This window comes from Rhizobium tibeticum (genome assembly GCF_900110205.1).
GTDB classification, from domain to species: domain Bacteria; phylum Pseudomonadota; class Alphaproteobacteria; order Rhizobiales; family Rhizobiaceae; genus Rhizobium; species Rhizobium tibeticum.
This window is the reverse complement of record NZ_FOCV01000015.1, coordinates 83,639-110,237: the sequence shown is the minus strand read 5'-3', so window position 1 is coordinate 110,237 and position 26,599 is coordinate 83,639. Positions and strand designations below refer to the sequence as shown.

Below are 26,599 nucleotides of genomic sequence, written 5' to 3'. Positions count from 1 at the left end.
AGCAATTGACGATGGGTAATTCTGCTCTCGCGGGGTGATTGCTGTTGCGGTTAGCGTCTGAGCCCATCCCCACATGCCCCGGCGCAAAAAGAGCAGCAGACCGCTACGGGCCATAAGCGGCAACGCTGCGCCGAGAGCAGCCTTGCGCAATACCTCGTACTGGGACGCGATGGTTGACGGTTGGATCGGGCATTCCGCCGTCGCGGCAATGTTTACCTGCCGCTTTTTTTTAGAACCCGCTCGATCGATCTGGGATGAAGCTCGATGTCGAGTTCCTGGCGGAGCAGCTTGGCAAGTTCCCGGGCGCGAACGGGTTCTCCTGGAGCGAGCTGCGCCTGCAGAAATGCCACGACCTTGTCGTCGATCTTGTGGGGACCGCGGGGCCCCGGCTTCGTCGGCACCAGTCCGGCAATGCCGGCCATATCGAAGTTCACCTTGGCCTGGTAGTAGGTCGGCCTGGAAACACCGTACTCGTCGGAGGCCTCCGTCACCGACACCTTGTCGATGGAGACGCGACGCAGCATCTCGTATTTGACCTGCACGGCGTCGTGCGGATCGAAGAACTCGCTGCCCCGAAACTTTGGATCGCGCACCTTCTCGGGGGTGGGATTGAACGTACCCTCTTCGATGAGGGCATCCGTCTTTGTGCGCTTGCTGTCGTACTTCGCAGACATCGATGGCTCCGAGGACATGAAGCGGCGTTAGCGTAATGCTAATTACGACGCACATTACTACCTCGTCAAGGCGATAATTGCGGTGTATTCGACATAGTGCCTCGAATTTACAGGCATTTCTCTTCATAAAGTGACCTCTTGCGGCATAATCCGCTTTACAATCGCGGCATATTTATCCTTACACTTCTGCACGTCAGCGCGTGCCCGATTGGCTTGAAAGGCGCTCCACCAGAGCGGCCAATTCCATTAAGTCGGCGACCCGCAAGAGCGACCGTCCGTTACCCATGACAACTTCAGGATCTGGGCTCACAAGGTCAGTCCATTGCGGGGGAACCGACCAAACAGTGGCGTCCTCGGTCTGCAGCAAAAGGCGTTCACCATGCCGGTTGTAGCGCTTGCCGACACACGGAAACTGCCGTGTGAATAGAGGATGAAACGGATGTGTTACCCGCACTAACTGCGTATCTGCGTTGGCAGTGGCTGCATTCTGTTGTGAGGTACAAGAAGCTCGAGCGCGGACGGTTCCTATGGCCGTCGGCAGCCGACGGGACGGTGGTGATCACAGGGGCGCAGCTCGGTTATTTGCTCGAAGGGATCGACTGGCGGATGCCACAAAAAACCTGGCGTCCAAGCTCCGCGGGATAGCGGAAATGGCTGGAAAGGGGGGAGCGAATATGATTCCATCTGGCCATGACCGATGCGGCCGATCAGCTTCCCGACGACCTTGCCAGTGCGCATGCGATGATCCTCGCCGAGCGTGCGGCGCGTCGTGAAGCTGAGGCCATTGCCGCCCGAGCTCAGGCGGTAAACTCGCATTCCGATGCGCTGATCGCGCGGCTGAGACTGGAGATCGAGAAGCTCAAGCGCGATATCCATGGCAGCCGTTCCCAGCGCAAGGCGCGCCTTCTCGAACAGATGGAATTGCAGCTAGAAGAACTGGAAGCCGACGCCGGCCAGGACGAACTGGCCGCCGAGATGGCGGCACGATCATCGACCGTCAGGGCCTTCGAGCGCAAGCGTCCATCGCGCAAACCGTTTCCCGAGCACCTGCCGCCCGAACGCGTTGTCATTGCACCGCCGTCAAGCTGCCCCTGCTGCGGTTCGGCCAAGCTTTCGAAGCTGGGCGAGGACATCACCGAGACGCTGGAAGTGATCCCACGCCAGTGGAAGGTCATTCAAACGGTGCGCGAGAAGTTCTCGTGCCGGGAATGCGAGAAAATCGCCCAGCCACCGGCACCTTTCCATGTGACGCCGCGCGGTTTTGCCGGGCCGAATCTGCTGGCGATGATCCTGTTCGAGAAGTTCGGCCAGCATCAACCGCTGAACCGGCAGAGTGAACGCTATGCCCGAGAAGGCATCGACCTCAGTCTGTCGACATTGGCCGACCAGGTCGGTGCTTGCGCTGCGGTCTTGAAACCGGTGCATGGATTAATCGAGGCGCATGTGCTTAGCGCTGATCGTTTGCACGGCGACGATACGACCGTGCCGATCCTCGCAAAGGGCAAGACCGATACCGGCCGCATCTGGACCTATGTCAGGGATGATCGGCCGTTTGGCGGAACGTCGCCGCCGGCGGCTCTCTATTACGCCTCGCGCGATCGGCGGCAGGAACATCCAGAACGTCATCTGAAGAGCTTCAGCGGCATCCTGCAGGCGGACGCCTACGGCGGCTACAATCCCCTGTTCAAAGTGGATCGCGATCCCGGTGCGCTCACTCAGGCGCTGTGTTGGGCGCACTCGCGTCGCAAATTTTTTGTGCTCGCCGACATCGCCACTAATGCGAAACGGGCAACGACTGCAGCAGCGATCTCGCCGGTCGCGCTCGAGGCGGTCAGACGCATCGACGCGCTGTTCGACATCGAGTGCGAGATCAATGGGTTATCGGCTGGTGAGCGGCTGGCACGACGGCGACAAGACAGTCGTCCCCTCGTCGACGAGCTTGAGGCATGGCTGCGTTCTGAACGGACAAAACTGTCGCGCAGCTCACCGGTCACCGAGCCCATCGACTACATGCTGAAGCGCTGGGACGGCTTCACGACCTTCCTCAATGATGGCCGGATTTGCCTCACCAATAATGCCGCCGAACGGGCGCTGCGCGGCTTCGCTCTTGGCAGAAAATCGTGGTTGTTCGCCGGCTCCGACCGCGGTGCTGATCGGGCCACATTCATGGCAACGCTGATCATGACCGCCAAGCTCAATGACATCGATCCTCAAGCTTGGCTTGCCGATGTGCTCGCCCGCATCGCCGATCATCCGGTCAGCAAGATTGACGAGCTTTTGCCTTGGAATTGGAAGGCGAAAAAGGCTGCTATCGCGGCGGCCGCGTAAACAATGCCCGAAAGAGCTCCTCCGAGCGCTGGAGGCCTTCATCCGTCAAGATCAATGACTTCGTCTTGTTCGCCGGGTCGCCGATCAGGCCCTTCTTGAACAATCGATCTGTCGTATCCCAATCAAAACCTTTCCACGCCCGACGCCCATCATGCAGGGTCAGCCATAGTAGCGCTAAGACAGCGTCGTCGATCTTGTCCGCATCGATCTCCATGCCGCAATGATAACATGCCCCCGCCTAATATCCTGCGGCCTTCAGCGTATGCTTACGTTGTAAGCGTCCCGCTAAAGTTTCCGCGTGCCTTTCCGAGATATTTTCGGCAAGGCAAAGCAAACGGACTGGATCTGGGCTTTGCGCTCAGTGCTGGTTCCGGAACGCTGACTCTCCGGCGTCTGACACCTCGACCCATCTTTTGTCGGGGGCTGCATTTGCGACGTAGCTGTCGTGCCAGTTCCACCATTTGTATGTTGGCGTCTGGGGATAGCCTTTGGGAGAGTCCTCCCACACCTCCTGTCGGCCCAGTGGCGTGATGTCGAGGTAGTTCCAGGTGTTGCCCATCTGCTCGTCGCCGCGGTTATTGATGAAGTACGTGCGGAATACGCGATTGCCGTCGCGATAGAACACGTTCGTGCCGTGCCACTCGTCCACTCCGAAGTCCGCATCGAAGGTGTCCGTGAGCGTGAACCAAGGCATTTCCCACCCCATCCGGGCCTTCAGCCGCACGATATCCGCCTGGGGAGCACGCGAGACGAAGACGAGAGTGGTGTCGCGGGCGTTTAAGTGAGCGACGTGGGCGACCTGATCGGCTACCATGGAACAGCCCCGGCAGGCGTGGTCGGGCCAACCAAAGACTCCGGGCTCGAAAAAAGCTCGGTAGACAATCAGTTGGCGTCGACCGTCGAAGAGGTCGACCAGACTGGCCTTGCCAGCGGTGCCCTCGAAGACATACGGCTTCTCCGCGGCCATCCATGGCATTCGCCGCCGCTCTGCAGCCAAGGCATCGCGGGCGCGCGTCTGGGCTTTTTCCTTGACGAGCAACTGTTCGCGAGCTGTTTCCCAAGCCTGCGGCGATACGACCGGCGGCGTGTGGATGATGGGTTGGTCGCGCTTCCCCATGTTCTCGACTGATGTAGTCATGGCTTTAAAACCTCCTGAGTTGAATTCTTGCGCCTCCGGTTGGACCGTCGCCCTTGGTTGCGCATCGCTTCCGATCGACCAAGAAGAAGTTTGGCACCGAAAAGCGAACGGTGGGAGTAACAAGTGTGGCGGGTATTATGCGGCTTCTGACCCCGTCGCTCGCGCCTGCAGTCGCACGGGTGGGCGCCTTCGCGCTCCAGGATTGAAGAGCTACGCTTCGCCACGTGCCGCACCGAGCCATTGAGGTCCATTCAGCCGGTTGAGGACTGCACCCATTGAATCGACGGCTTCGTTACCGCGCCGACATAACGCCGCACGCTTGACCCGAAACAAAACCGGATCCAACATCAAACAGACGCAGGATCAGTCCGAGAAATGGCCGCCTTCAAATCGGAATGCTGGCCGGCATGAGATCGGAATACCTGTCCGGCTTCAGGCAAAACTAGCCGTCCGGCATCACTGGAATACGCATGCTGATCCTGTCGAGAATTTTTGTGGACGCGGAGCAAGGCCGCTGCCGCGGCGCGCTTTCTACCTCGCATTCAATCCTTGCTTGCTCTCGCAGCGCAGATATGTAATCGTATTGGTTGCAGCCTAAAAGTAGGCTTTCATTTGGCGTAAGGAGGCAGGTGATGGGGAACCTGAAAAACTTACTCTATCGGGAGCACGAGAAGTACGTCTCGTTGGTAGTCCAGATGCGACAGGGTAATACACGCTGCGTCGAAGTCGACGCAGTCACCGGCCAGAAGGTGGATGTTACCAGCCACAAACTTGAGACGTGCGAGGAAACCATTCGATCCCTAGAGCGAATAGTGGAGAAGTTCGACGCGTGCGATTACTTGTCGTCGTCGCGACCGATGAAGGACTGGCATTTCAGCTAGCAAGGAACGCTGTTTCGTGCTCTCGTGGCTCTACCGACAAAGCCAGGGCCCCTGTCGCTTCATTGCGCGCCTCCTTCGATAACGAGAAAATATGCCGACCGGGCGGGAAAGCGCAATGGACTGTGAGACGTGGCCCTGGTTAAACGCCATACCCGACGGCATGCATTGTTCCCATGTCGCCGCGCGCCAAGCTGCTTCATTTGCTTCTGCAAGACCTTTCACTTCGCTCCTAATAAGGGCTGCTATTTTCCGAGCCTTTGCTTATATGGGCGTCCGGCAGGAGCGACGTCATCTGTTCCGCGTTCGTGAGGCTACGAAGGCAACGCTTATCCGATGATTGCCGTACAGGCGGAATGATTTGAACATATCGAAGACCGGCGAGCTACATGACCCGGCGTTTGGAGTGAGATGCGGGTTCTACATTTCTTCAAGACTTATTGGCCTGATACTTTTGGGGGAGTTGAGCGGACAATCCACGCAATTGCTAAGGGAACCGCCAATTACGGGATCGAATCCGACGTGCTCTCCCTGAGTAGCACGCCTGAGCAGAACACCCGGGAGTTTGATGGTCATATCGCTCACAAAGCCAAACTCGATTTTGAATTTGCCTCGACGGGCTTTTCTCGGGAGGTCTTTCGACGGTTTCGAGACCTAAGCGACAAGGCCGACATAGTGCATTACCACTTTCCCTGGCCGGTAATGGATGTTGTCCACCTCACTTCGCGCTTGAAAAAACCGACTGTCGTTACCTACCACTCCGATATCGTCAAGCAGCGGATCCTCTTGCAGCTCTATCGGCCGCTCATGCATCGCTTTCTAACAAGTGTTGACAGAATTGTGGCCACGTCACCGAACTACCTGGCGACCAGCGACGTACTGCAGCGCTATAGGAGCAAAACCACGCTCATCCCGCTGGGGCTGGACGAAGGGGATTACCCGCGCGCTTCTGCCGATGTGAAGGCACGCTGGCGCGAGAGGTTTCCGAAGCCATTTTTCCTCTTTGTTGGTGTCCTTCGCTACTACAAGGGTGTCCACATACTCTTGGAGGCTGCAAAGCAGACGGACCATGATATCCTGCTAGTTGGGCAGGGGCCAATGGAAGCGTCGTTGAAGGCCTATGCAAAGGAGCACAGCCTTGGAAATGTCCATTTCCTTGGAGCGTTGCCAGACGCGGACAAATCCGCTCTTCTTGAGCTGAGCACCGGCTTCGTCTTTCCATCGCATTTGCGGTCTGAGGCCTTCGGTCTTGCGCTTGTGGAGGCTGCGATGTTTGGAAAACCGATGATTTCTTGCGAAATTGGGACAGGGACTAGCTATGTCAACCGGTCGCTAGAAACCGGCATCGTTGTCCCAGCTAGTGATCCTTTGGCGCTAGCAGAAGCGCTAGAAACGCTTTGCCGTAGCGATGCATCCGCCGCCCTTCAATACGGACGCAACGCAAAAGATCGCTATCTCGCGAATTTCACGGCTGACAAAATGGCAGGCGCCTATTCTGAGCTTTACCACCAGCTGCTACAGCTTCACCCGGCTTAGCCTCGCAGCGCCTTATACCAGACCGCATAGGGCTGTAGAAGCCACCATTTGAGGGGCACGCTACCGTGATATTTGCGTACGATCGCAATAGCTTCGCAGTAGTGCCTCCGGCGAAGTGTGCGGGTTTTTGTCAGTTCGTGTTCACGGTTCACCGCAACGAACTCATTGACATAGTGTAGGGGACCGATCCTTTTGAATAGCTTCCACCACAGGTCATAGTCCATCACCATATGCAGGCTGGCGTCTAGGCCGCCGGCCGTTTCCCACGCGGAGCGCCTGATAAGGGTTGCCGGCTGTGAAACGATGCAGCGCAGCGCTAGTCTTCTCTCACTGAAAGGCTCGACCCAAACCGGGAAACGTTTGCCAGTGTTTTCGATGAAGTTCCAGGAACGGCCGTACGCTGCAGGGGCACTTTTTTCGCTCTCAAGTTCCCTGAGGAGGCAATTCAATCCTCCTGGCAGAAACCAATCGTCGCTGTTCAACCAGCAAACGAAAGGTGCGGTGCCCCGCGCGATGCCTTCGTTAATGGCGGCAGCCTGTCCTTCATCGGGTCGACTGCGCCACCCCGCGAGTCTGTGTTCCCAGCTGCGGATTACATCGACCGAGCCATCGGACGACCCTCCGTCCATCACAAATACCTCCAACGGCAAGTCTTGCTCGAATATCGAAGCAAGAGCCTCGTTGAGGAAGCGTGCTTGGTTATATGACGGGACGGCGACCGTAACGAGCGGGGTGGTCATCTTCTAGTCGGGAAACCGCGATCGGAAGTCCGCGTAAGCTCTGGCGATCCCGTCCCTCAGTGAGGTTTCAGCTTTCCAGCCAAGAGAATTCAAGCGATCGACGCTCAGCAGTTTGCGCGGGGTACCGTCGGGCTTGCTGCGGTCATACACGATGTTGCCATCAAAGCCGACAACGTCCATCACCGTTTCTGCCAGTTCGCGAATTGTGACGTCTTCGCCGGTTCCGACGTTGAACAATCCTTCAGAAACGCCGTTCTCCATAAGGAAGACACACGCGTCAGCCATGTCGTCAACGTAAAGGAATTCGCGCATCGGCTGACCCGAGCCCCAGACGAGCAACTCGCTATCGCGCCGAAGCTTTGCTTCGTGGGCCTTGCGAATCAATGCGGGCAGGACATGGCTGTTGTTCAGATCGTAGTTATCGTTCGGCCCGTAAAGATTCGTCGGCATGGCGGAGGCAAACCGCGTCCCGTACTGCCTGTTATAGTTTTCGCAAAGCTTGATGCCGGCGATTTTTGCGATCGCGTACGGTTCATTCGTCTGCTCAAGTGGTCCCGTGAGCAGATATTCTTCCCGAATGGGCTGTGGACAGTCACGTGGATAGATGCAACTTGAGCCTAGGAAAAGCATCTGCTGTACGCCAGCGACCCAAGCTGCATGCACGATGTTCGCTTCAATCATCAAGTTCTGGTAGAGGAAGTCGGCGCGGAAGGTATTGTTTGCATGAATCCCTCCGACCTTCGCCGCTGCCAGGAATATGAAGTCCGGCTTTTCTGCGACCAGGAAATCCTGCACGGCGCGTTGATTGATCAGATCAAGCTCTGCGTGCGTCCTTGTGAGCACATTCGTGTAGCTTGCCTGCACCAAGCGGCGCACGATTGCGGAACCAACCATGCCGCGGTGTCCCGCGACAAAAATCTTTGCCGTCTTGTCCATACTCTTACTCGTGATAGTCATAGGCTGAGAAACCATGACGCTTGACCAACTCATCGCGTTCAGCAGACTTTAGATCTTCACGCATCATTTCCGTGACAAGTTCTTTGAAGGTGATTTTAGGGGTCCACCCTAGCTTCTCTTTTGCCTTTGAGGCATCGCCTAGCAGCGTTTCCACCTCGGTTGGTCGGAAGTAACGCGGGTCAACGGAAACAATACATTTGCCGTCGACATCATAGCCTTTCTCGTCAGCGCCTTGACCCTTCCACGTTATCGTCAGGCCGACTTCCTGAGCGGCTGCATCGACGAACTCGCGAACGCTGTATTGCACTCCCGTGGCTATGACAAAGTCCTCTGCCTGGTCCTGCTGCAACATTAGCCATTGCATTTCGACGTAGTCTTTTGCGTGACCCCAGTCGCGTTTGGCGTCCAGATTCCCGAGATAAAGGCAATCCTGCAAGCCTAGCTTGATCCGCGCGATGGCGCGCGTGATCTTACGAGTGACAAACGTCTCCCCGCGTACGGGGCTTTCATGGTTGAAGAGAATGCCGTTGCACGCATAGATGCCATAAGCTTCTCGGTAGTTTACGGTGATCCAGTAAGCATAAAGCTTAGCCACTGCATACGGTGATCGCGGGTAGAACGGCGTCGTTTCGCGTTGGGGAATTTCCTGTACGAGCCCGTACAACTCTGAGGTCGATGCTTGATAGAAGCGGGTCTTTTTCTCCAGGCCGAGGATACGAATGGCTTCAAGAATCCGCAACGCCCCAAGTGCATCGGAATTCGCTGTATATTCCGGCTCTTCAAAGGAAACGGCAACATGGGACTGTGCCGCGAGATTGTAGATTTCGTCCGGCTGAACCTGCTGGATAATGCGTGTGAGACTCGACGAGTCTGTCATATCTCCATAGTGGAGCACGAATCGACGTCCAGATTCATGCGGATCTTGATAAAGATGGTCAATACGGTCGGTATTGAAAAGAGACGCGCGTCTCTTGATTCCATGAACTTCGTAACCTTTCTGAAGGAGGAATTCCGCCAGGTATGACCCGTCTTGACCCGTAACGCCGGTGATGAGGGCGACCCGGTTGCTTTCTTTCATCGTTGTAAGGTCCCGATTTTCGTGTGATCTTAACGGCGAACTGTCCCAATTTTGTGAGCAGAGCGCTGCAGTTTCGTGCTTTTTACAAAAATTCGTCCCGCGAGCAACCCTGGTATGCACGAAAGAAGATTTATCACACCATATACAACTGTTACCGCAAACGCAGCATCTGACGCAATTCCGAGTAGTCCGAGCAAGTGAACCCCGCTCAGCTCCCTAACGCCCCAGCCCCCATAGGAGATGGGAAGCGAGGCAATTACAGAAAAGACAGGAACGACAAAAAAACAATAACTTAAATCTACATGCACGCCAACGATGACGGAGGACATGTAGAATATCATCGCCATTCCGAGGTTAACGGCCAGCGAGCAAATAAGCGCCCAACGCCCAAGGCTCGTCGAAGCGAGCGTAGCTATAGCAGCTATGGTTTCTGCAAGGTAAGTTCGGATTCTGTGTGATAAATGCGAAGAAAATGCCTTCTTGATAAACCAAAGGCAAAGATATCCTGCCATCATTGCCGCGAGCACAAGTATCACCAAGAGCGTTACCTCGCGAGGCATGCCCGGCAATCCTGCCACGAGCGCTGTGCTAGTCGCGACAATCAGTGCTGTAAACATTGCCGCAAATTTCTCGGTGATGAGTACACCCACCCAGCGGCCTTGAGCGCCGCTCTCGTATTTCAATGTGTAGTTTCTAACCACATCGCCTGCTGTAGATGTCGGCAAAAGGTTGTTAAGAAAATGCCCAAACCAAACGGCTATGATTGCTTTTCGAAGGTTAATGGCGATGCCGCTCGAGTTGGCCACCAAATACCAACGAACTGCCTGAAGGAAGACCAAGCCCATTGCAGCCAGCACCGCGAGAGCTAAAGCCGGAAAGTTCACAACTCTAAAACTCAAAACTTGCTGAATATTCACGCGTTGCAACAGAAAGTAGATCGCTCCCGCCGACATGGCCAGCTTGGCTACAACAAACATAATCGGTTTGACGCGAGCGAGGAGAGTCATGTGCCGAGCCTTCAATTTCGCTGAAATATGCCAATGTTGGCGATTGCAAAGCTGAGCAGCCGAAAATCGATTTGGGTCCCAGCCCTTACGACCGCTCCAAAGCGTGGTTTCGCCGCGACCCTGTCCGGCGATTCGATGTAGAAGCAATTCAATCCAGGACTAACGCGCAACGACTTGAATTGCAGGTGCCAACGGTGCTGATCAAACGTGGCTTGGCTGGTGATTCCAGGTGCAGAAAGCGTGAGATTTCGTGGAGTGGGCCCATCTACGTAACCCGGCGCCACATCGAAACTCAAATCAATTTTCCCAGACACGCGGGTGAAGTAGAAAAGTTCGACGCCGCGTTCTACCCACCGAAACGTCCGTGGGAAGCCATCGGCGATAGATACTCCTAAAGGCACCGTTTCGACTAAATATGCGCCACGTCCCAGATATGCATATTGATCGATATCTGAAACAAAGGCGGCGGAATAGGATTGCCCTACAAAGAAAGCGTTGGATTTCACGCCTGCCGCAAAAATATCTTGAGCTTCAGCGTCTGCGATCAAAATTGTGCCCTCTGACAACCAGCGTCTTTCGCCACAAGGGATTGCAGGAAGTCGCCGGTCGGCCAACGGCTGTAAGTTATTTGTGAGAGAGCCAACGTTTCTATCGGCTGCGAACTCATTTGCAATCCATGCGTTGCGTATGCCGTTCTTCAAATCGAATGATAAATCCGCGTGTGGGTAGGGAAGCAACGCTGCTTTCAGTTCGTTAACGCCTTTCATCCCGTTTACCTTGCGAGCGTTCACACCTCGTTCACTCTTCGAAAACAGCCAAAATGGGGAAGTGTATGCGCCCGCTGTCGTGATGTTTGCGGCGAGGACAATCGCGCTCAGGAGGGCGACAATGGTACGCCGCTTACCACGAAACTCAAGTGCGACAAGGATCGCCGAAAGAAAAACAGGCATAAGATAGGGTATAAGCCAGTTGCTTATCTTGAATATCGAATAGCCGGACCCGGTAATGAAAAAAACGAATGAGGAAACGAGGGAGATTAGCGTAATACTGCTGATGATCGCCATCTCGGGCCAACGAAGCCGCGAGTACTTAAAACAACTCAGCAGCGCGAACACAAAGCAAACAAAGGTCAGAAGGCCGACAACGATCAAAATTAGGCCACGATTCGGACCAAAGCCGACGAGCAGCGACATAAGCGATTGAGTTGCCGGATAGCTTACGACCCCAAATAAGAGCAACAAGAACGGCTCTAGGGTATACTCGCTGAAGATAGCTGGGCTTGATCCGTCGGCCGAAGCTGTCTTCAGCGAAAGCGAAATCCACGACATTACTGATTGCATCAAAGCATCTAAAGAAAAAAGTCGCAGCAAAATAAAAAGCCCAAGCGTTCCGCAGGCAAGTAGTGAAGAAATCAGGAGGAATCTGCGAAGTGGGACGCGACGCAGCATTGTCGAAAGGATGAGGGCAAGGCCGATAATAAGGGCACCAAAAACAGCCAATATAGCGTAAAAGACATAAAGGGCATTCAATAAAAAGATAATAGCTGTCAAAGAATGCACGCGCGAAGGATCATCACTCGCGGGCAAAATCGCCCTCCGACCAGCAATCAGACTCAAGCTCAGAAGTGGCATCGCACTGATTTGACCCAAAAGATAATAAGAGTATCCTTGAGCGAATCCGGCCGATAAAATAATACAAAAGACAGAAGCCACAGATACGGCCCGAGAATACTTGAATAATTCTCTGGAGACGGAGTAAAATGCTAGGGAATTAATGACGATCAGTGTTGAAATTAGAACGGCGTTGAAATGAACTGCATTAAATCCGACGAATTTAACAAAAAACGCCGAGAGAAAGTTGATCCCAAATCGGCCTTGCTCGTCGGAGCTCCATATGAACGGCAGTATTTCTTCTGTCTTGCCTGTAAATTGGAGAGCAGTGTGATTCGTCAAATAGTCGGCGTCACGGCTATTGTAAAAAAAATCGAAATTTACAGAGCCAAAGAAGTTTGGCATCCCGTAGCGCGCTGCCGGAATAAGGATCAGCAATGCGGGCGCTATGGCCAAGAGCGGTACTAGCTTTCGATAGTTCACACTGTATCGCGAGGCTGGCTTTTTGAGGGCGGTGTGTAAGAGCCAAACGAGAGCAACGACCGTCCAGGCGATGATCGAAAGCGCGGTACTATCGGCGCCGGTCAACCCGAAATTCGCCGAAATTGTATATGCAACCAAGACAACAGCTGCAAGTCCGTAGGCGGGTGCTGACGTGACGTCGGAAGACGGGCAAAATACACGTAGTATCGGAAGTCCAAGAACCGACAATGCAAGAACGAGGAGCGGAACCCAGATCATGCCGTTTTGCTTCGCTCGAAGAACGCATGGACATGTTCTGCAATTTTCTGGCTGGCGTGACCATCGCCATAAGGAGAAGAGCCGACGACCATTTGCTTATAGCGTATCGAATTCGTGAGAAGTTCGGCGACGCTATCATATATCAACGCTTCAGAGCTTCCGACAAGGATGGAGCCTCCAAGCTGAACTAGTTCAGGTCGTTCCGTTTCTTCTCGAAGCACAAGAACGGGCTTCGAGAGAGCGGGAGCTTCTTCCTGTAGTCCGCCGGAATCCGTCAAGACTAGGTCACACCGTTTCAAATAATCAACTAGTACGGGATAGGGCAGGGGATCCATTAGATCGACATTCTGCAAACCCCGAAGGCGATCATCGACAACTTTGCGGACATTCGGATTGGGATGGACGGGGAACGCGAATCTAACGTTCTCATGATTGATGGCGATGCGACGGATAGCGTTGCATATACGCTCGAGGGGCTCGCCGAAATTCTCTCGTCTGTGGGCCGTGACAAGAATGAGCTTGGAATCCCGCCCATCCGAGGCGGAAGTCGCAGGCAGCTTATCGACAGTAAAATTAAGGGCGTCGATAACAGTGTTGCCGACCATAAATATGCTATCAGACGTGACTCCCTCAGAGGCCAAGTTACCTGCGGCTTGGTCGGTCGGGGCGAAGTGCAGAGACGCAAGTCGGCCGACGAGTACGCGGTTCATTTCCTCGGGAAATGGGAATTTCATGTCGAAGGTTCGCAAACCGGCCTCGACGTGGAAGAATGGAATTCTCTTATGAAAGGCTGCCAGGGCTGAAGTAAATACAGTCGTTGTATCGCCTTGACCTATGACGCCATCAAAATGCTCTTCTGAGAAGAGTGCCTCGAACTCAATCAGCAGCTTGCCGGCAAGTTTGTTCAGACCCTGATTTGGGGTCATTACATCCATATTTACGGCAACGTCGAGCTCGAACCAGTCCGTCAAAGGGGCTATCAGTTCGCGATGCTGGCCAGTACAAATTGTTCGAACATCAAAAATTTCGGGTCGGCTTGCTAGCGCTCGTATCACCGGAGCCATTTTTATGGCTTCCGGGCGCGTGCCGAAAACACAAGCTATCTTTAAACGATTCATTGCAATCCCCGAACCCGCCAAGAGATTAGGCGCTTAAGCAGTCTCAACGTATTTCCTGAGACGTCCATCTTCGATGCGGACAGTTTGTTGTCGTAAGCGAGACGCAACGGGATTTCCCGGAAACGGGCGCCAGCATGCTTACACTTGAGTAGTAGTTCGACCATGCACGCAAAGCCTCGTTCCTTTAGCAAGGGCTCAGGATATGCGTTCAAAGTCTTCACCGCGATGCCGTGTGTATATGCTCGGTAGCCGCAGGTATAGTCGCGCACATGAAACGCCGGATGGACCATTTTATACAGGCAGGCTGCGCCAATGCTCAGGAGGACTCGATGAAACGGCACGCCAGATATTGTGGCTCCCCGTCTATAGCGCGAGGCGATCACGACATCGGTGTTAGGATGCCGCTTCAAAGTAGCCAGCATCTCGGTAATCTGGGAGGGATCGTGGGTGTCATCGCAATCCATGACGACCATTAGATCCTCGGATTGGCCTCGACGAACAAATTCGCTCAGAAGCGAGTTCATTCCTTCACCCAAACCCTTGTTCACGATACCATCTAGATAAATGATTTCGAGTCGATCGTTCCAGGTTAAGACGTTTTCTTTCGTTCTATCACGACATCCGTCATCGTAAACGACAATCGTCAGTCTCGTTTGCGTGACATCCTGATATTTCTGAATACGTTGAAACAAGGGTTCAATAGAGGCTTCTTCATTATACGCGGGTAGACCTAGATAGATTTTCGCCATGCCGTCATATCTTTCCAATCGCTAGGCCGGCACTAACCGCGGCCAAGGGTCTCATAAATAGCTCTGGCGCAGATTGCAACGCTTACCGGAAATGCGCACAACGTGCCACGCCGCAGCAGAAGGGTATCAATCAAACTTGGTGCTTCTGCTCTTCAACCCAGTCTTTATCCGATAGCCGAGATCAGCAACGATATGCCGCAACAAAAAGGGTGCGGTTGCGCGGCGAATTTGCGCGCGATCGGAAACTTTCCCTAGTGTCCGCTTGCGGATCCGATCCATCTCCTCGAAGCCGACCTCCGTAATCGCGGCCGACGTCTTCTGGTGTTCATGAATACGAAATGCACCTAGAAACTGCGGGATATGCGCAAATTTGGCGCCTGCGTCCCTAAAGCGAACTAGCAGATCCCAGTCCATCGCAAAGCGGAACGTCTCGTCAATCCTTCCCCCCGCCTTTTCCCAGATGCGACGGCGCCAGAATAGTGTCTCCTGGGGAATGTAGTCGGCCCACGAAAGAACGGCACTGTCATGCCCGGGCAGAATCCATCGCCCGATTTCCATGTCCGCCTCGTCGATCATGAGGCGATTTCCATAAACGACATCCACGTCCGGATTGCGGTCAAAGAAATCGGCGATGATCGCTAGGGAGCCGGGCAAGAGGAGGTCATCAGAATTCAGCCATGCCATGATTTCCCCGGAGGTCCCTGCAAACCCGCGGTTGATAGCCTGTGACTGTCCTGTGTCTTGCTCCGAAGCCCACCCGGCGAGACGATCGTCATAGCGTTTCAGCACATCAATCGTCTCGTCGTGCGACCCGCCATCCTGAACTACATATTCCAGGTTTGCATATTGCTGATCGAGAACGCTGCGGAGTGTTCGCTCGATGAATCGCCCCTGCGCGAACGAAGGCGTAACGATGGAAATCTTGGGTTGTGCGATAGGGAGCCCAGACAGCAAGGGGTTTTTCAGGGCGGAGAGTGGACGCGGTGAATACTGATTCAACTGTCCCAGCCGAGGACGCACGATCCGTGTCATTCTCAGATTGGCCCGCGCGAGGGCGCGCAGCGGCAGAGGGAGCGCATTGTACAGGTCGTGAAAATACTTCACTTCGGCGGAGAGGTTCGCGATTGTTTCGGTTTGCTGCCGCACGCGCCCAGTTAGGCCCTGAATCACCGTCTCTTTCGCCGTCAGTTCGTTCATCGCAGTCCCATTTTGTTTGAGACTGTTTGAGGCGATAAGCCAGTCCGTACCGAAATCCTGGGCGTAGGTTTCGACGGCGGCCCTTGCTCGCCGGGGAAAAAACGCGATGACGTCGTTGATGACCATGACTTCATGGTGTTCGCTCATAGCGAAGAGTTGCCGGACAATCTGATCGAAATTCGGCCATTGCGAAATCTCGTGCGGCGCCAGCGGCGGTGCGAGAAACAACCGCGCGTCGTCGATAAGGATCACCGATTCTGCGTTCAGGTGTTCGATCGCTTTCAGTTCGTCGAGAAGGGGACATTGCGACAGTTCACCGGCGGTGCCCGTAGCGATACACCAATGTGCATCGAGCCAGAAGAGCGTAGGGCGATCTTCGAATGTGGTGCGGATTTCAGCGAGTTTATCCGACGATCGTCCATTCAGAACTGTGATATTAAGCGCCGATTGGAACCTCGTTGACGCATCATTCCAAAGACTCTCCGAAAGCTCGATTGAAAATATCCGATCGAACTGCGAAGCGACCCGAGCGACAGTATCACCCCGGAAAGTCCCAGTCTCTACAAAGATATGGAGCTCAAGGGCAGAGTTCAGAGCGTCGATAAGTCTTGAATCAAGCGAGAAGCTCACCGCACCCATGAAAATATCCTTTGCAACAAACTCGACCTGGCAGAACGAAGGGCATCAACCTCATTGGTGAGACCGTTTATCAGCGAAAGACGATCTGCGCATGTTTGAGTAAGGATTTTTATCTGCGCTTCATATGACGCGTTGTCATCAATCCGGATATACGGAGGTGTCGATGTCATTACAGTTTCGTCTGGTTTAAAGATTGCGTCGCAGAACGCGAGCTGACCCTGGGCTGATATGTGGATATCCCCTAATGAGTAAAGGCTGTAACCTATCGTCTTCATAAACGACTCTATCGACTTTGGAGTACACTGGCCGACATAGAGCGGCAAGAAGATGTACTCTGTTTGAACTATCGGCCTATGGACCTCTAGAGTGGCGGTCGCTCCGCGGAGTACCGACAAGTCATTTCCCTGCGTATCAATCTTCAAAAGCCTTATTTGGCTGAGATCTGGTCGCGTCGCCAAGAAGTTATCAAGGCGTTTTACGGATACCCTGGTGGAGTGAACGGCACCTCTTTGCGATCCCTCCAGATACGGCAGCAGAGAGGCTGTTGCACTATCCGAATCGCTGTAAAGCTCCAACTCATCGTCGGTGTCGCCCAACGCTAGATTGACCGTTTCCATCCCTGCTTGTGTTGGCGGTGTTTTGTTCAACTTTTCATAAGTTTGAGGGTTTGCCTCGAATGCGACTACCTTCGCAAAGTGGCCGCTTTCGAGCAGTGCTCGCGAGAACAGACCATGATGTGCGCCGACATCGATGGCAATTCCGGCGGAGGTTCCGCCGGCCAAGTAGTCCAACAGTAGATGCAGGCTCCTGTTCATAGAATATACCTTCCACCGCTGTTCATTCCAAACATTCCGTTGAAGGGTGGGATTTCATGCTCATAGTCCCAGTGAACTGTAATCGGTCCAAGCCACGGCGTTTGGTCGACAACGTCGCCCGACTTCCCGTCAGGAGAGGGAGACACGAGATAGAAACAGCATACGTACTCTCCAGCTTCGAGGCTCAGTTGTAGTTCGAATTCAAAAACAGCCTCATCATTTGCCGCAAAAGTCGGCGACGTGAGGCCCATTCCGAATGTTCCGATCGAAGTCACAAGCTGATTGTTCTTATTTTTTATCTCCAGATGTACGTGGCGTCCTCCGTCCACGAATGTATCGAAATGCAGACGAAATCTTGCAATGGAAGCCATCCTAAAATGAGTTGATGGTTCGCCCTTATCGTTGGTCATACCTACTGCGAGAATAGTCGCTTTTCGGGTCTTGTCCTCTTCTAGGGTAGTTGATCGCCAAATCGGACTCTCGATACGATCCGTTGCCGCGAGGCGAGCTGGAGAGGTGGCGGAGCCAATCTCCTCGCTGCTGTCGTTCTGATGGAAATACCGCCTTATGGCTTCTAGATTGCTTCCGTCAAATGCGATTTGACCTTTCTTTAACAGTATGCCGCGTTCGCAGGTGTCTCGGACTGCGCCCATGTCATGCGAGACAAACAAAAGCGTGACGCCGTTCTCGTGCAAGCCCTTGATATAGCTCAGACACTTTTGCTGAAAGAAAAAGTCGCCGACACTCAATGCCTCATCAATGATGAGAATATCGGGGTCGGACAGCACCTGCACGGCAAATGCCAGCCGCACCATCATGCCGCTAGAATAAGTCTTGACCGGGCGATCAATCGCCGGACCGATCTCAGCAAACGCCTCGATCTCGTCGAAGCGGGAAAGAATCTGCTCCTTCGTGAGACCAAGCAGCAGACCATTTAGAATGACGTTATCGCGGCCGGAATACTCCGGGTTGAAGCCGCTGCCCAGCTCCAGAAGCGCCGACACCCGGCCATTGACGGTTACTTGCCCCGTTGTTGGTGTGAGTGTCCCGGTCAGGATCTCGAGGAGGGTGCTTTTGCCGCCCCCATTGCGCCCGATAATGGCAACCGATTCTCCACGCTTTATCTCGAAGCTTACGTCGCGTAGCGCCCACACCTCACGCATGCCCTTGGTATGGGCCGGAACGAAATGGTGTAGCAGTCTCGAACGATTGTTATCGAAAACGCGATAGCATTTGCCGACGTCTTTTACTGAAATCGCTATCTCGTTCATCGCGCTCACACTAAATCCGCAAAAACCGGGCGCAGCTTGGCGAAGGCCAAACTTGAAAGCCAAGCGAAGATGCTGGCGCCTACGAAATAAAGGGCCAGACCCAGAAAGTCGGGCAGTGAGCCGTAGAACAGCACTGCGCGAAACTGGTTCACCACAAAGGTGAGAGGATTTGCTACCAGCAAATTTTGTATCGGTGGTGGAGCTGTTTCAACGCTGTAGAAGATAGGCGTCAGGAAGAGAAGCGTGTGGCTTATCATTCCAGTAAGCTGGCCGATGTCGCGGACGATCACCGCCGCCGCTGACAATAGCCATCCAATGCCAAGCAGTACGGGAAAGAAGCAGGCGAGAACCAATGGCGCGAATAATACCGACGCGTGGGGCACTCCGTACACAATTGTATAACCAGCTATCCAAATAAGTATGGCGATGACAGAATGCATAACGGCCCCGAGCGTGCTTACCAGCGGGAGCAGTTCCAACGGAAAGACGATCTTCTTGACGAAGTTTGGGTTGGCGGTGATGAGGTGGACGGATTTCGCAAGGCAGTCTGAAAAGAGGTTGAAAACGATCAAGCCCGAGAAAAGTATAAATGCGTAATCCGCGGTACCGCCTGAATACCCCCATCTGGTCTTTAGAATCAATCCAAATGCGATCGTGTAGACGCATAGAAGAAAAAGCGGCTGAGCAAAAGACCAGATGACGCCGCCAAACGAACCGCGGTAGCGTCCGGAGAACTCCCTTTTTGTCAGTTCGTATATAAGGCTGCGATTCAACCTTAGAACACTAAGCAAACTGTCCGCTCCCGATCACGTGCCTGTTGCGTGAAAAACGAAGTCATCGACGTGAGTTTGGCTCAATATCCGACCATCAGCCAATTGCCTAGTCCTTTGTGCTCGCATTTACCCCTGGCAGTGACTACTACACAGCCAAGAATGTCTCTGCTTGACATCACCACGCTCCAATGATGTCGAAGGGCGCCCACTTTTGACCGGGGATAGGCATCGTCTAGCGAGGATCGACAAGGCAGACAGCTGGGGAGACTAGGCCCTCTGCGGGTTGCCGGCACGGTGTCGCGCCAGACCTTCTGTACCGTTGGCGCACGCTTCTGAATGATGGAGGCGCAGTGGTGGTGGGTTCTGACGAGCCGGATCGCGGAACCATCGAGTTCGTGGATCTCGGACAAGACCCAACCAAATCAATCTCGACTTCATCCGCCCAGTGGAAACATCGGCTCCTTGCGCTTCAGCGCGATTGCCCATGAGCGCTACCATCTGGCGATTGCCATGCCAATCCACTGCAGAGCGCGAGGGTGATCTTCGCGACCAGAAGATCATTGCCTTCGACTGGCAGAACTGCCGTTTGCGGAGCGAATTTGAAGTTCGAGGAATACAACCTGAGGAACAACATCGCCCATGGCTGCGATGACACCGACCCGTTGGTCTCGGGTGGCCTCGGCATCGGCTTTGCGTCGGAATGGACGCTGGATTCCAACCGAAGCTGAAGGGGATCGACTTCAAGATCGGGCTGGGGCTGCCTGGGACCAGAGAGGACCCGACCACGCGCGATGACATCGTCGATATCGTAAGGTCACTGGCCGGACCTGGGCGGTGACAAGGTCCTCGCGCCTGATCATACCGCAGAGTTCTCGTGCTACAACTGGGAAAGGTTTCTCATTGGTCGAGCGAGGAGGCTATGTACTCACCAATAAGAGGACATAAGCGATCACGGTTACCATCAGGCCCCGAAAGGAATATGCAACAAAACGGTATTTGCCCCGCGCAATGGTTGATAGGACATCCGCGTTCTTCATGTACTGCTCGAAGAGATAGCCCGCATCGCTTCGCATTGCTGCTTCGCGAAAATACTCGCGATGATTCGGCCACGCTCCCCAAAACAGTGAGGTCGTGGAGTGAACGTGACGCGGCAGAACCACCAGAATCGCGGTGAGGACGGAGAAGATCGAAGCCGCCGCCAGCGCGCCGGAGAAGAGGATGCCCTGCGGCGTTCCCTGCGCGTACCGGGTCCAGGTAAAGACCTCGCGCCCTTCGCTTGAGGTTACCAGAAAGGCGAGCATGAAAGTAAAGATATAGGCAGCCTTCTGGTCGGAAATCTTGATTTGGTCGTAAAAGACGTCGTTTATCTTCTTGATATGGTCGAAATATTCGGAACCACCGTCCTCGGTTGAAGGTGAACTGGTCAGAAAATCTGAGGCATTCTCAAAATCGCTCACGTCTCGCCCCCCCCCGTCAAAGTGTTTCTCTGATATTACACTTGTCGCACAAAGCAAGCGCACCTCTTCGTCCCCGCTTGACTTTTCAACTATAGGCAGACAAATCCTTGCGACATGAGGGGTATATTTGCAAGATACGCGTGCGGGGGCACAGCGATCGCGCTGTTTGCGTCATGTCTGACGCAACCAGCAGCGGCGGAGCCTATCCATCGAACGGCGCAAGCCGCGGGCTCAGTCATTGACCGCAAGAGCGGCGAGGAAGTCCGCTTCGTCGACCTCAGCAACTGGCAGAACGTGTTCCTGCACCAAGACCTGCTCGGCGGCGACGTGTTGCGCACCAATGCCAACGGTCAGCTCGCGATCCTCTTTGCCGATCACACCCAGGTCCGCCTCGGTCGCAATTCGGCGTTGCAGGTTAAGCAGATGGGGGCTGCGGGCGATACCATCCTGAACCTGCAGTCCGGCACCATGTGGGGCCGTGCCCAGCGCGGCGGGCAGGGCCTGACGGTCGAAACCCCGGCTGCAGCCGCCGCCATCCGCGGCACCGACTGGACGCTGACGGTCAAGGGCGATCAGACTTCGCTGATCGTGCTCGAGGGGCGGGTCGAGCTCAAGAACGAGCACGGCAGTGTCGAGGTCGCACAAGGCGAAGCGGCGGTCGCGACGATTGGGCAGGCACCGCGCAAGCTGGTCATCGTTACCCCTGACGATCGCGAGCAGATGCTGTTCTATCTGACACTGCGCAGCGGCTTTACGTTCATGCCAGCTTCGCCCCTGCCGATGCAAAAAATGCGATCCGAACGCAGCCGCATCGAGGCCAAGGCGCCGGAAGCAAGAACGTCAGAGGACTGGCTGACACTTGCCGAAGTACAAATGTCGTTCGATGGGCGTCAGCAGGCGCTTCAGTCGTTGGCCAAGGCTCGGGCGCTCAAACTTTCAGCCAGCCAACGCGCCCGTGCCGATTTGATCGAAGCCCTGATCGCGGGCGCAGAGAAACGCTACGACGAAGCGGCCGAACTATTTTCGCGCGCTGAGCCGGCGCTCGATCCGCAGCGTCGAAGCATCGCTGCCTACGGAGGCTACTATTCCCGTTCGTTGCGTGACCCCAACCATGTAGAGAAGCCACCTTCCAACGTCACCGGTCCCTACGCTGCGGTGATGAAGGCCTATACCGCCGGCTTCCTCGAAGATATTCCCGCTGCCATCAAAACGATGAAGGAGGCGGAAGCGCGCTTTCCAACAAATTCTAGCCTGCCGGCCTTGCGTGCCCAACTCGCGCTGCTGATCAACGATCGCGTCCAAATGAAGGAAGCGGTTGAGCGGTCGCTTTCCATAGACCCGAACGATCCCGATGGACTCCAGGCCCGTGCTCGCTTTCGAGCCGACTTCGAGGGGAACCTTGAGGCAGCGCTGGAAGACCTGAACAACGCAATCAAATTGGCGCCGGGTTCCTCGATGGCATGGAACGATCTCGGTCTGCTTCAGGCTGCCCGGGGCGCCAGCCGCGAAGCGGAAGCTGCCTTGAAGAAGGCGATTGAACTCGATCCGGACGACCCGATCAGCCACGCCAATCTCGCTGTCCTTTATCTCGATCAGTCGCGTATGAAGGAAGCGAAGCGAGAGGTCGACCTGGCATTGGCCGCTGATCCAGCCTTCGACGTGGCACTTCTTGCGCGCGGACGCTACTATCTGCAATCAGGTGAACGAGAAAAGGCGATCGACGACCTTCTTGCGGCGTCGACGGCCAATCCGAGCTACTCGCAAGCGCAGCTAATGCTCGCGGCAGGCCACTACGAAAGAGGCGAGCGGGATCCTTCGAATCAGGCTGTCGAAAATGCCGATCGACTGGATAAGAATGATCCCGTCATCTCAGCGTTTCGAACCGCGGTTGCCATTGACGACTACGACGCTGATGGAGCGATCGCAAACGCCCAAGAATTTCTGAGGCGCGCCCGCGCCCGCGGGGGAGATTTCAGCGCGCTTGGAGCAAACCAGGATGCCGGCTCCACGCTCAACAACGCCTTTCGTCTGCAGGGGCTCGATGCCTGGGGGCGGTATTATGGCGATGCGGTTTTTGATCCGTTCGAAGGCAGCGGCTTTGCGGATCAGGCGCTCAAGGGCAGCATCAACCCGTTCAAGAATGCGATCACCTTCGGGGATAGCGTGATCGAAAACACGAGCAACGCAACGAGCTTTTCTTCCCTGTTTCAAGGACTGTTGCTCGACCCGCACATGTTGTCAGGCCGGTCGAGATCGGCCACATTGCTGCGCACACCGTTCATCGAAGGCTCTGTTGGCGGCGGCATAAATAGCGTCGGGGGTCACACTGGGCGCGTTGGTGAAGCCGAAATCCAAGGCTTTATCAACCAGACAATACCCATCAGCTTCTTTGGCAATTTCGAGTGGGAGGAAATACCGGCTGAAGGAAGCTATGCAGACTTCGGCAGTTTTTCCACCGAGACCAAACTGCTAAACGCCAACGGCTATATAACGGCCACTCCCACCCCAGCGGATCGCGTGGTCGCGTTCGTCAATCAGGGCCGCAGCGATTTCGACCTGAATTCGTTGACGCTCGATCCATCGGCTTCGATCCGGCTCAACGCAGAGCTCTTCATTCCTCTTTTCGGGGTGCCGTTGGCACCAGCGGAACTGCCCTTCTATCGCAGCCAGCATAACAGTCTGGATAATCTCAACAGCGGTGTAGGCTGGAGTCACACCTTCGGCTACCGAAATATCGTGAACGCCGCGCTTCTTTATTCAGAGGTGACGTCGGAGAGCGCACACGACTTTGAATTCGATCAATCACCCATATTCGGGGTGACGACGCCGGACTTGCTGCCGTTTGGGCAAACCCAGGAAAGCCTGTCCTCCAAGAGCTATGTCGCAGCCGTCAGTCATAGCCTTGGCACTGACAACGGCTTGACCTGGCGATACGGTATCGAAGGAGGATGGATTGACACCCATAGCAGCACCTTCAACGAGCTTTATGAGCTGGTCCCGGGTTTTATCCCCGATATCACCGACGGCCCGAACGAAGCGTCCAATAGAACAAATCTGGCGCGTGCGTACGTAGACCTGCTGCACGAGATTACGCCAGACCTGAAGGCGGAATATGCTCTCCATGCCACGTGGCTGGATGGACATGGTATTGACGCCAGTCGGTTGGAGCCGCGATTGGGCGTTGCTTGGGCACCGGTCGAGGACCAGTGGTTACGCGCTGCATTCATGCGCCAGAGCGTCGAAACAGGCGTGCCGACACTTGCCCCGATCGGCATTGTCGGGCTGCAGCCCAATCAGATTGCCGTCGGGATTGATGGTTATGTCGATACCGTCGCTTTGCAATGGGATTCCCAATGGACCGATCAGTTCTTCACGTCCATGGGCTACCAGCACCAGGAATTGCATCACATGACGATCGGGTTGCCGCTGACGGCGCTGCCGGCGATTGACAGCCTGCCTCTGGAACGAGGGAGCATTGACCGGGCAAGCATCACGGCAAATGTTGCGCTGGGGAATGGATTCGGTCTTTCAGCGACCTACGCTCGCATAGAGTCGGAAAACAAGGATGAAACAAGCGCTAACTTCGGCGGTGCCCTTCCATTCATCCCGCGCAACTCAGGCCAAGTGGCGCTAACCTGGGTCAATGAAGCGAAGGTGAAAGCGACGATCGCGGCCAATTATATCGGCAAACGAGACGGCGACGACATCGGGACAGAGCTTGATGACTTTTGGACCCTTGATGCCAACATGATTTGGGAGCCGTTCGACAAGCGCTTTGCTCTTGAATTGGCAGCCTTCAACTTACTTGACGAGGGCTTCGAGATATCGCCGGGTGTTCCCGGCTGGGGTCGTGCCGTAAAGGGCACGTTCAAAGTCCGGTTCTGATGAACGCGGCCTCGACCCTTGGTCCGCCTTCACGCGCCCGTGGTTGGCCGTTCAGCAGCCGCAGCCTCCGGCTGCTGGTACTTGTGCTGGTGACGTTGATCGGGATTTCGTTGATTTCGCGTCTGCCGGCCTGGCCGCTATTGGAGCTCAAGTCTTTCGACTATCTGTCTACGGTCGACGACCCGCAGCCGCCAGAGGGCGGACCGGTGATCGTGGCAATCGACGAGCCGTCTCTCGCGGCCATCAATGCGCAGTGGCCTTGGCCGCGCAGCCTGCATGCCGAGTTGATCCGGCAACTGCGTGCAGCCGGCGCAAAGGCAATCGGCCTTGATATCATCATGGCTGAACCTTCGACGCCCGAAAATGACGCGGCGATCACCGCCACAGTTGGCCGGGACGTCGTGCTTGCAGGCGACGAAACGCTGATCCAGACGTCGCAGGCCGATCAGCTCGTGCGGGCGACGCCGCTGCCGCAACTGACGGCTGCCGGAGCGCGGACGGGCATTGCCTCGATCGAGCTTGGCGGCGATGCCGTCTTCCGCGCCCTTCCGCTCTATGACGACGGCTTTGCCGTTACCCTGCTAAGGGCTGCCGGCGACGCGCCGGCGACGATCCCGCAAAACGCAATGATCCAGTCCTTCGGACCGGCGCGAAGCTATCCGACCGTTTCATATTATCAGGCGCTCGATCCAAAAAACTTCCTGCCCGAAGGGATTTTCAAGGATCGTGTGGTGCTGGTCGGCCTCAGCCTGCAGAACGCTCCGGAGATCGATAAGGGGGGCGCCGACGCCTTTGCCACGCCCTATACGATGCACACCGGCCAGCTCACCGCCGGCGTCGAGATCCAGGCAACCATCTACGACAATCTCCGCCGACAATTGGCGATCGACCAGACCGGCACCTTGCCGTTTGCCGGCTTCATCCTCGTCGCGGCCTTGCTTGCCGCCGCAACGGTCTGGAAGTCGACCGGCTGGCTGACGCTCGTCGCGACTTTCGTCGCGATCTGCGCGTTTACCGCCCTTTGCTATGCCGGCGTGCGGCTCGGCCACATCTTCGTGTCGCCGCTTGGGCCGACTGTTGCCTATGTCTCCGTCGCCTTCGGTCAGGCGGCCCTCGACTACGCCGAGGAACGTCGGAACAAGCAGAGAATTACCCGGGCTTTCTCGCAGTACATCTCCCCGGACCTTGTGAAGAGACTGTCGGACGATCCGTCTCAGCTGAAGCTCGGCGGCGAGCGGCGAACACTGTCGGTGCTGTTTTCCGACGTACGTGGCTTCACGACGATTGCCGAGACCATGAAGGACGATCCGGAAAAGCTGACCGGCCTGATCAACCGACTGCTCACGCCGCTGTCAGACGTCGTCATGGACCACGGCGGTACGATCGACAAATACATGGGCGACTGCATCATGGCCTTCTGGAATGCGCCCCTCGATGATCCCGAGCACGCGCTTCACGCGGTCAAGGCATCACTCGCGATGCAGGCCGCCATAGCAACGCTCAACAAGCAGTTAGAAGCAGAGGCGAAGGTGAGCGGTGCACCGTTGCACGTGATGAAGATGGGCGTCGGCATCAATACCGGCGATTGCGTGGTCGGCAACATGGGCTCGACTCGGCGGTTCGATTACTCTTGCCTCGGCGACTCTGTCAATCTGGCTTCCCGCCTGGAAGGTGCGTCCAAGAATTACGGTGTGGCCCTCCTGCTCGGTGAGGAGACCGCGCGCCTTGTCGCCGGCATGTATACCGTTGTCGAGCTCGACCGGATCATCGTCAAGGGGCGAACCGTTCCTTCGCCGATTTTCACGATAATCGACGCTGTCCATCCGGATGACCTGGAACGTCACAAAGCTCTCCTTGCGGCGAAATACAACAAGACGTTGGCGCCACTCGATACCTCGTTTGATAGGCTGGGGGCGGCAATTCCTTCTCTCCGTCTCTATTACTCGATCATACGGAGCGAGTTGGTTGGCCTGTTGGACGAGTAACGTCTCGATTGCCCGGGGCTTTA

General features: G+C 55.4%; 21 protein-coding genes and 1 pseudogene. 6 read left to right on the top strand and 16 right to left on the bottom strand.

The features are described 5' to 3' along the window. Positions 1-212: 212 nt before the first annotated feature. The gene (locus BSG20_RS17835) at positions 213-674 is read right to left on the bottom strand and encodes a helix-turn-helix domain-containing protein (RefSeq protein ID WP_062369699.1); all 462 of its coding nucleotides are present in this window, start codon (positions 672-674) and stop codon (positions 213-215) included. A gap of 193 nt (positions 675-867) precedes the next feature. Continuing rightward, the gene (locus BSG20_RS38850; RefSeq protein WP_177309855.1) at positions 868-1,128 is read right to left on the bottom strand and encodes a DUF5372 family protein; all 261 of its coding nucleotides are present in this window, start codon (positions 1,126-1,128) and stop codon (positions 868-870) included. Here BSG20_RS38850 and tnpB point away from each other — a divergent pair. Continuing rightward, positions 1,116-1,319, top strand: a complete 204-nt coding sequence (gene tnpB, locus BSG20_RS17830) for an IS66 family insertion sequence element accessory protein TnpB (RefSeq protein WP_072377372.1) — start codon at positions 1,116-1,118, stop codon at positions 1,317-1,319. The two genes, BSG20_RS38850 and tnpB, sit on opposite strands and share 13 nt — an antisense overlap. 45 nt (positions 1,320-1,364) lie before the next feature. After that, on the top strand, positions 1,365-3,002 hold the full coding sequence (gene tnpC / locus BSG20_RS17825; protein WP_072377374.1) for an IS66 family transposase: 1,638 nt from the start codon (positions 1,365-1,367) through the stop codon (positions 3,000-3,002). On the opposite strand, the gene BSG20_RS37530 is transcribed toward tnpC, so the two are convergent. Together BSG20_RS37530 and BSG20_RS17815 are read right to left on the bottom strand one after the other, a co-directional pair. Then, entirely contained in the window at positions 2,983-3,216 is a 234-nt protein-coding gene (locus BSG20_RS37530; RefSeq protein WP_072377376.1) for a DUF6429 family protein, read from the bottom strand. The genes tnpC and BSG20_RS37530 overlap by 20 nt on opposite strands. A gap of 144 nt (positions 3,217-3,360) precedes the next feature. Continuing rightward, positions 3,361-4,140 carry a DUF899 domain-containing protein gene (locus tag BSG20_RS17815; RefSeq protein WP_072377378.1) on the bottom strand — a complete coding sequence of 260 codons (780 nt, stop codon included), beginning with the start codon at positions 4,138-4,140 and terminating at the stop codon, positions 3,361-3,363. A 1,289-nt stretch (positions 4,141-5,429) separates the two neighbouring features. Between BSG20_RS17815 and BSG20_RS17805 the strand changes: the two genes are divergently transcribed. Beyond that, positions 5,430-6,554 carry a glycosyltransferase family 4 protein gene (locus BSG20_RS17805; RefSeq protein WP_072377382.1) on the top strand — a complete coding sequence of 375 codons (1,125 nt, stop codon included), beginning with the start codon at positions 5,430-5,432 and terminating at the stop codon, positions 6,552-6,554. Here the strand turns inward: BSG20_RS17805 and BSG20_RS17800 are convergent. From BSG20_RS17800 to BSG20_RS17750, 11 genes are all read right to left on the bottom strand, one after another. Beyond that, positions 6,551-7,294, bottom strand: a complete 744-nt coding sequence (locus BSG20_RS17800; RefSeq protein ID WP_072377384.1) for a glycosyltransferase family 2 protein — start codon at positions 7,292-7,294, stop codon at positions 6,551-6,553. The two genes, BSG20_RS17805 and BSG20_RS17800, sit on opposite strands and share 4 nt — an antisense overlap. A 3-nt stretch (positions 7,295-7,297) precedes the next feature. Continuing rightward, positions 7,298-8,230, bottom strand: a complete 933-nt coding sequence (gene fcl, locus BSG20_RS17795; protein WP_072377386.1) for a GDP-L-fucose synthase — start codon at positions 8,228-8,230, stop codon at positions 7,298-7,300. A 4-nt stretch (positions 8,231-8,234) separates the two neighbouring features. After that, positions 8,235-9,329 carry a GDP-mannose 4,6-dehydratase gene (gene gmd / locus BSG20_RS17790; RefSeq protein ID WP_072377388.1) on the bottom strand — a complete coding sequence of 365 codons (1,095 nt, stop codon included), beginning with the start codon at positions 9,327-9,329 and terminating at the stop codon, positions 8,235-8,237. A gap of 29 nt (positions 9,330-9,358) precedes the next feature. Further along, a complete protein-coding gene (locus BSG20_RS17785) occupies positions 9,359-10,336 on the bottom strand; it encodes a lysylphosphatidylglycerol synthase transmembrane domain-containing protein (protein WP_072377390.1) in 978 nt (325 codons plus the stop codon). Between the two features lie 11 nt (positions 10,337-10,347). Further along, entirely contained in the window at positions 10,348-12,687 is a 2,340-nt protein-coding gene (locus BSG20_RS17780; protein ID WP_072377392.1) for a hypothetical protein, read from the bottom strand. After that, positions 12,684-13,805 carry a non-hydrolyzing UDP-N-acetylglucosamine 2-epimerase gene (gene wecB / locus BSG20_RS17775; RefSeq protein WP_072377394.1) on the bottom strand — a complete coding sequence of 374 codons (1,122 nt, stop codon included), beginning with the start codon at positions 13,803-13,805 and terminating at the stop codon, positions 12,684-12,686. Before wecB ends, BSG20_RS17780 begins: the two co-directional genes overlap by 4 nt. Beyond that, entirely contained in the window at positions 13,802-14,554 is a 753-nt protein-coding gene (locus tag BSG20_RS17770; protein WP_072377396.1) for a glycosyltransferase, read from the bottom strand. Before BSG20_RS17770 ends, wecB begins: the two co-directional genes overlap by 4 nt. Positions 14,555-14,680: 126 nt before the next feature. Then, positions 14,681-16,390, bottom strand: coding sequence for a glycosyltransferase family 2 protein (locus tag BSG20_RS37525; RefSeq protein WP_072377398.1), 1,710 nt, complete (start codon positions 16,388-16,390; stop codon positions 14,681-14,683). Then, entirely contained in the window at positions 16,378-17,181 is an 804-nt protein-coding gene (locus BSG20_RS17760; protein WP_167371575.1) for an FkbM family methyltransferase, read from the bottom strand. Before BSG20_RS17760 ends, BSG20_RS37525 begins: the two co-directional genes overlap by 13 nt. A 20-nt stretch (positions 17,182-17,201) precedes the next feature. Beyond that, complete coding sequence (locus BSG20_RS17755) at positions 17,202-18,476, bottom strand: ABC transporter ATP-binding protein (RefSeq protein ID WP_072377535.1); 1,275 nt, start codon at positions 18,474-18,476, stop codon at positions 17,202-17,204. Between the two features lie 5 nt (positions 18,477-18,481). Further along, positions 18,482-19,267 (bottom strand): ABC transporter permease, encoded by a 786-nt coding sequence (locus BSG20_RS17750; RefSeq protein WP_072377402.1) that lies wholly within the window; start codon positions 19,265-19,267, stop codon positions 18,482-18,484. A gap of 352 nt (positions 19,268-19,619) precedes the next feature. Here BSG20_RS17750 and BSG20_RS37515 point away from each other — a divergent pair. After that, positions 19,620-20,087 (top strand): annotated as a pseudogene (locus tag BSG20_RS37515) (LysR family transcriptional regulator); the annotation flags it as partial. A 79-nt stretch (positions 20,088-20,166) separates the two neighbouring features. On the opposite strand, the gene BSG20_RS17740 reads toward BSG20_RS37515, so the two are convergent. Next, positions 20,167-20,706 carry a Pycsar system effector family protein gene (locus BSG20_RS17740; RefSeq protein ID WP_072377405.1) on the bottom strand — a complete coding sequence of 180 codons (540 nt, stop codon included), beginning with the start codon at positions 20,704-20,706 and terminating at the stop codon, positions 20,167-20,169. Between the two features lie 114 nt (positions 20,707-20,820). Here BSG20_RS17740 and BSG20_RS17735 point away from each other — a divergent pair, with 114 nt between their 5' ends. Both BSG20_RS17735 and BSG20_RS17730 read left to right on the top strand, forming a co-directional pair. Beyond that, on the top strand, positions 20,821-24,591 hold the full coding sequence (locus tag BSG20_RS17735; RefSeq protein ID WP_072377407.1) for a FecR domain-containing protein: 3,771 nt from the start codon (positions 20,821-20,823) through the stop codon (positions 24,589-24,591). After that, positions 24,591-26,576: a CHASE2 domain-containing protein gene (locus BSG20_RS17730; RefSeq protein ID WP_072377409.1), complete on the top strand. Its 1,986-nt coding sequence runs from the start codon at positions 24,591-24,593 to the stop codon at positions 26,574-26,576. The genes BSG20_RS17735 and BSG20_RS17730 overlap by 1 nt, the downstream gene beginning before the upstream one ends. Positions 26,577-26,599: the final 23 nt, after the last annotated feature.

What these genes read in the sequence shown, in the direction of transcription:
- tnpC (WP_072377374.1), top strand. Translation starts at nt 1,365, where the DNA reads ATGACCGATGCGGCCGATCAGCTTCCCGACGACCTTGCCAGTGCGCAT.
- BSG20_RS17780 (WP_072377392.1), bottom strand. Translation starts at nt 12,687, where the DNA reads ATGATCTGGGTTCCGCTCCTCGTTCTTGCATTGTCGGTTCTTGGACTT.
- BSG20_RS17835 (WP_062369699.1), bottom strand. Translation starts at nt 674, where the DNA reads ATGTCTGCGAAGTACGACAGCAAGCGCACAAAGACGGATGCCCTCATC.
- BSG20_RS17785 (WP_072377390.1), bottom strand. Translation starts at nt 10,336, where the DNA reads ATGACTCTCCTCGCTCGCGTCAAACCGATTATGTTTGTTGTAGCCAAG.
- BSG20_RS17805 (WP_072377382.1), top strand. Translation starts at nt 5,430, where the DNA reads ATGCGGGTTCTACATTTCTTCAAGACTTATTGGCCTGATACTTTTGGG.
- BSG20_RS37530 (WP_072377376.1), bottom strand. Translation starts at nt 3,216, where the DNA reads ATGGAGATCGATGCGGACAAGATCGACGACGCTGTCTTAGCGCTACTA.
- BSG20_RS17735 (WP_072377407.1), top strand. Translation starts at nt 20,821, where the DNA reads ATGAGGGGTATATTTGCAAGATACGCGTGCGGGGGCACAGCGATCGCG.
- wecB (WP_072377394.1), bottom strand. Translation starts at nt 13,805, where the DNA reads ATGAATCGTTTAAAGATAGCTTGTGTTTTCGGCACGCGCCCGGAAGCC.
- BSG20_RS17755 (WP_072377535.1), bottom strand. Translation starts at nt 18,476, where the DNA reads ATGAACGAGATAGCGATTTCAGTAAAAGACGTCGGCAAATGCTATCGC.
- BSG20_RS17770 (WP_072377396.1), bottom strand. Translation starts at nt 14,554, where the DNA reads ATGGCGAAAATCTATCTAGGTCTACCCGCGTATAATGAAGAAGCCTCT.
- BSG20_RS37525 (WP_072377398.1), bottom strand. Translation starts at nt 16,390, where the DNA reads ATGGGTGCGGTGAGCTTCTCGCTTGATTCAAGACTTATCGACGCTCTG.
- BSG20_RS17730 (WP_072377409.1), top strand. Translation starts at nt 24,591, where the DNA reads ATGAACGCGGCCTCGACCCTTGGTCCGCCTTCACGCGCCCGTGGTTGG.
- gmd (WP_072377388.1), bottom strand. Translation starts at nt 9,329, where the DNA reads ATGAAAGAAAGCAACCGGGTCGCCCTCATCACCGGCGTTACGGGTCAA.
- fcl (WP_072377386.1), bottom strand. Translation starts at nt 8,230, where the DNA reads ATGGACAAGACGGCAAAGATTTTTGTCGCGGGACACCGCGGCATGGTT.
- BSG20_RS17815 (WP_072377378.1), bottom strand. Translation starts at nt 4,140, where the DNA reads ATGACTACATCAGTCGAGAACATGGGGAAGCGCGACCAACCCATCATC.
- BSG20_RS17800 (WP_072377384.1), bottom strand. Translation starts at nt 7,294, where the DNA reads ATGACCACCCCGCTCGTTACGGTCGCCGTCCCGTCATATAACCAAGCA.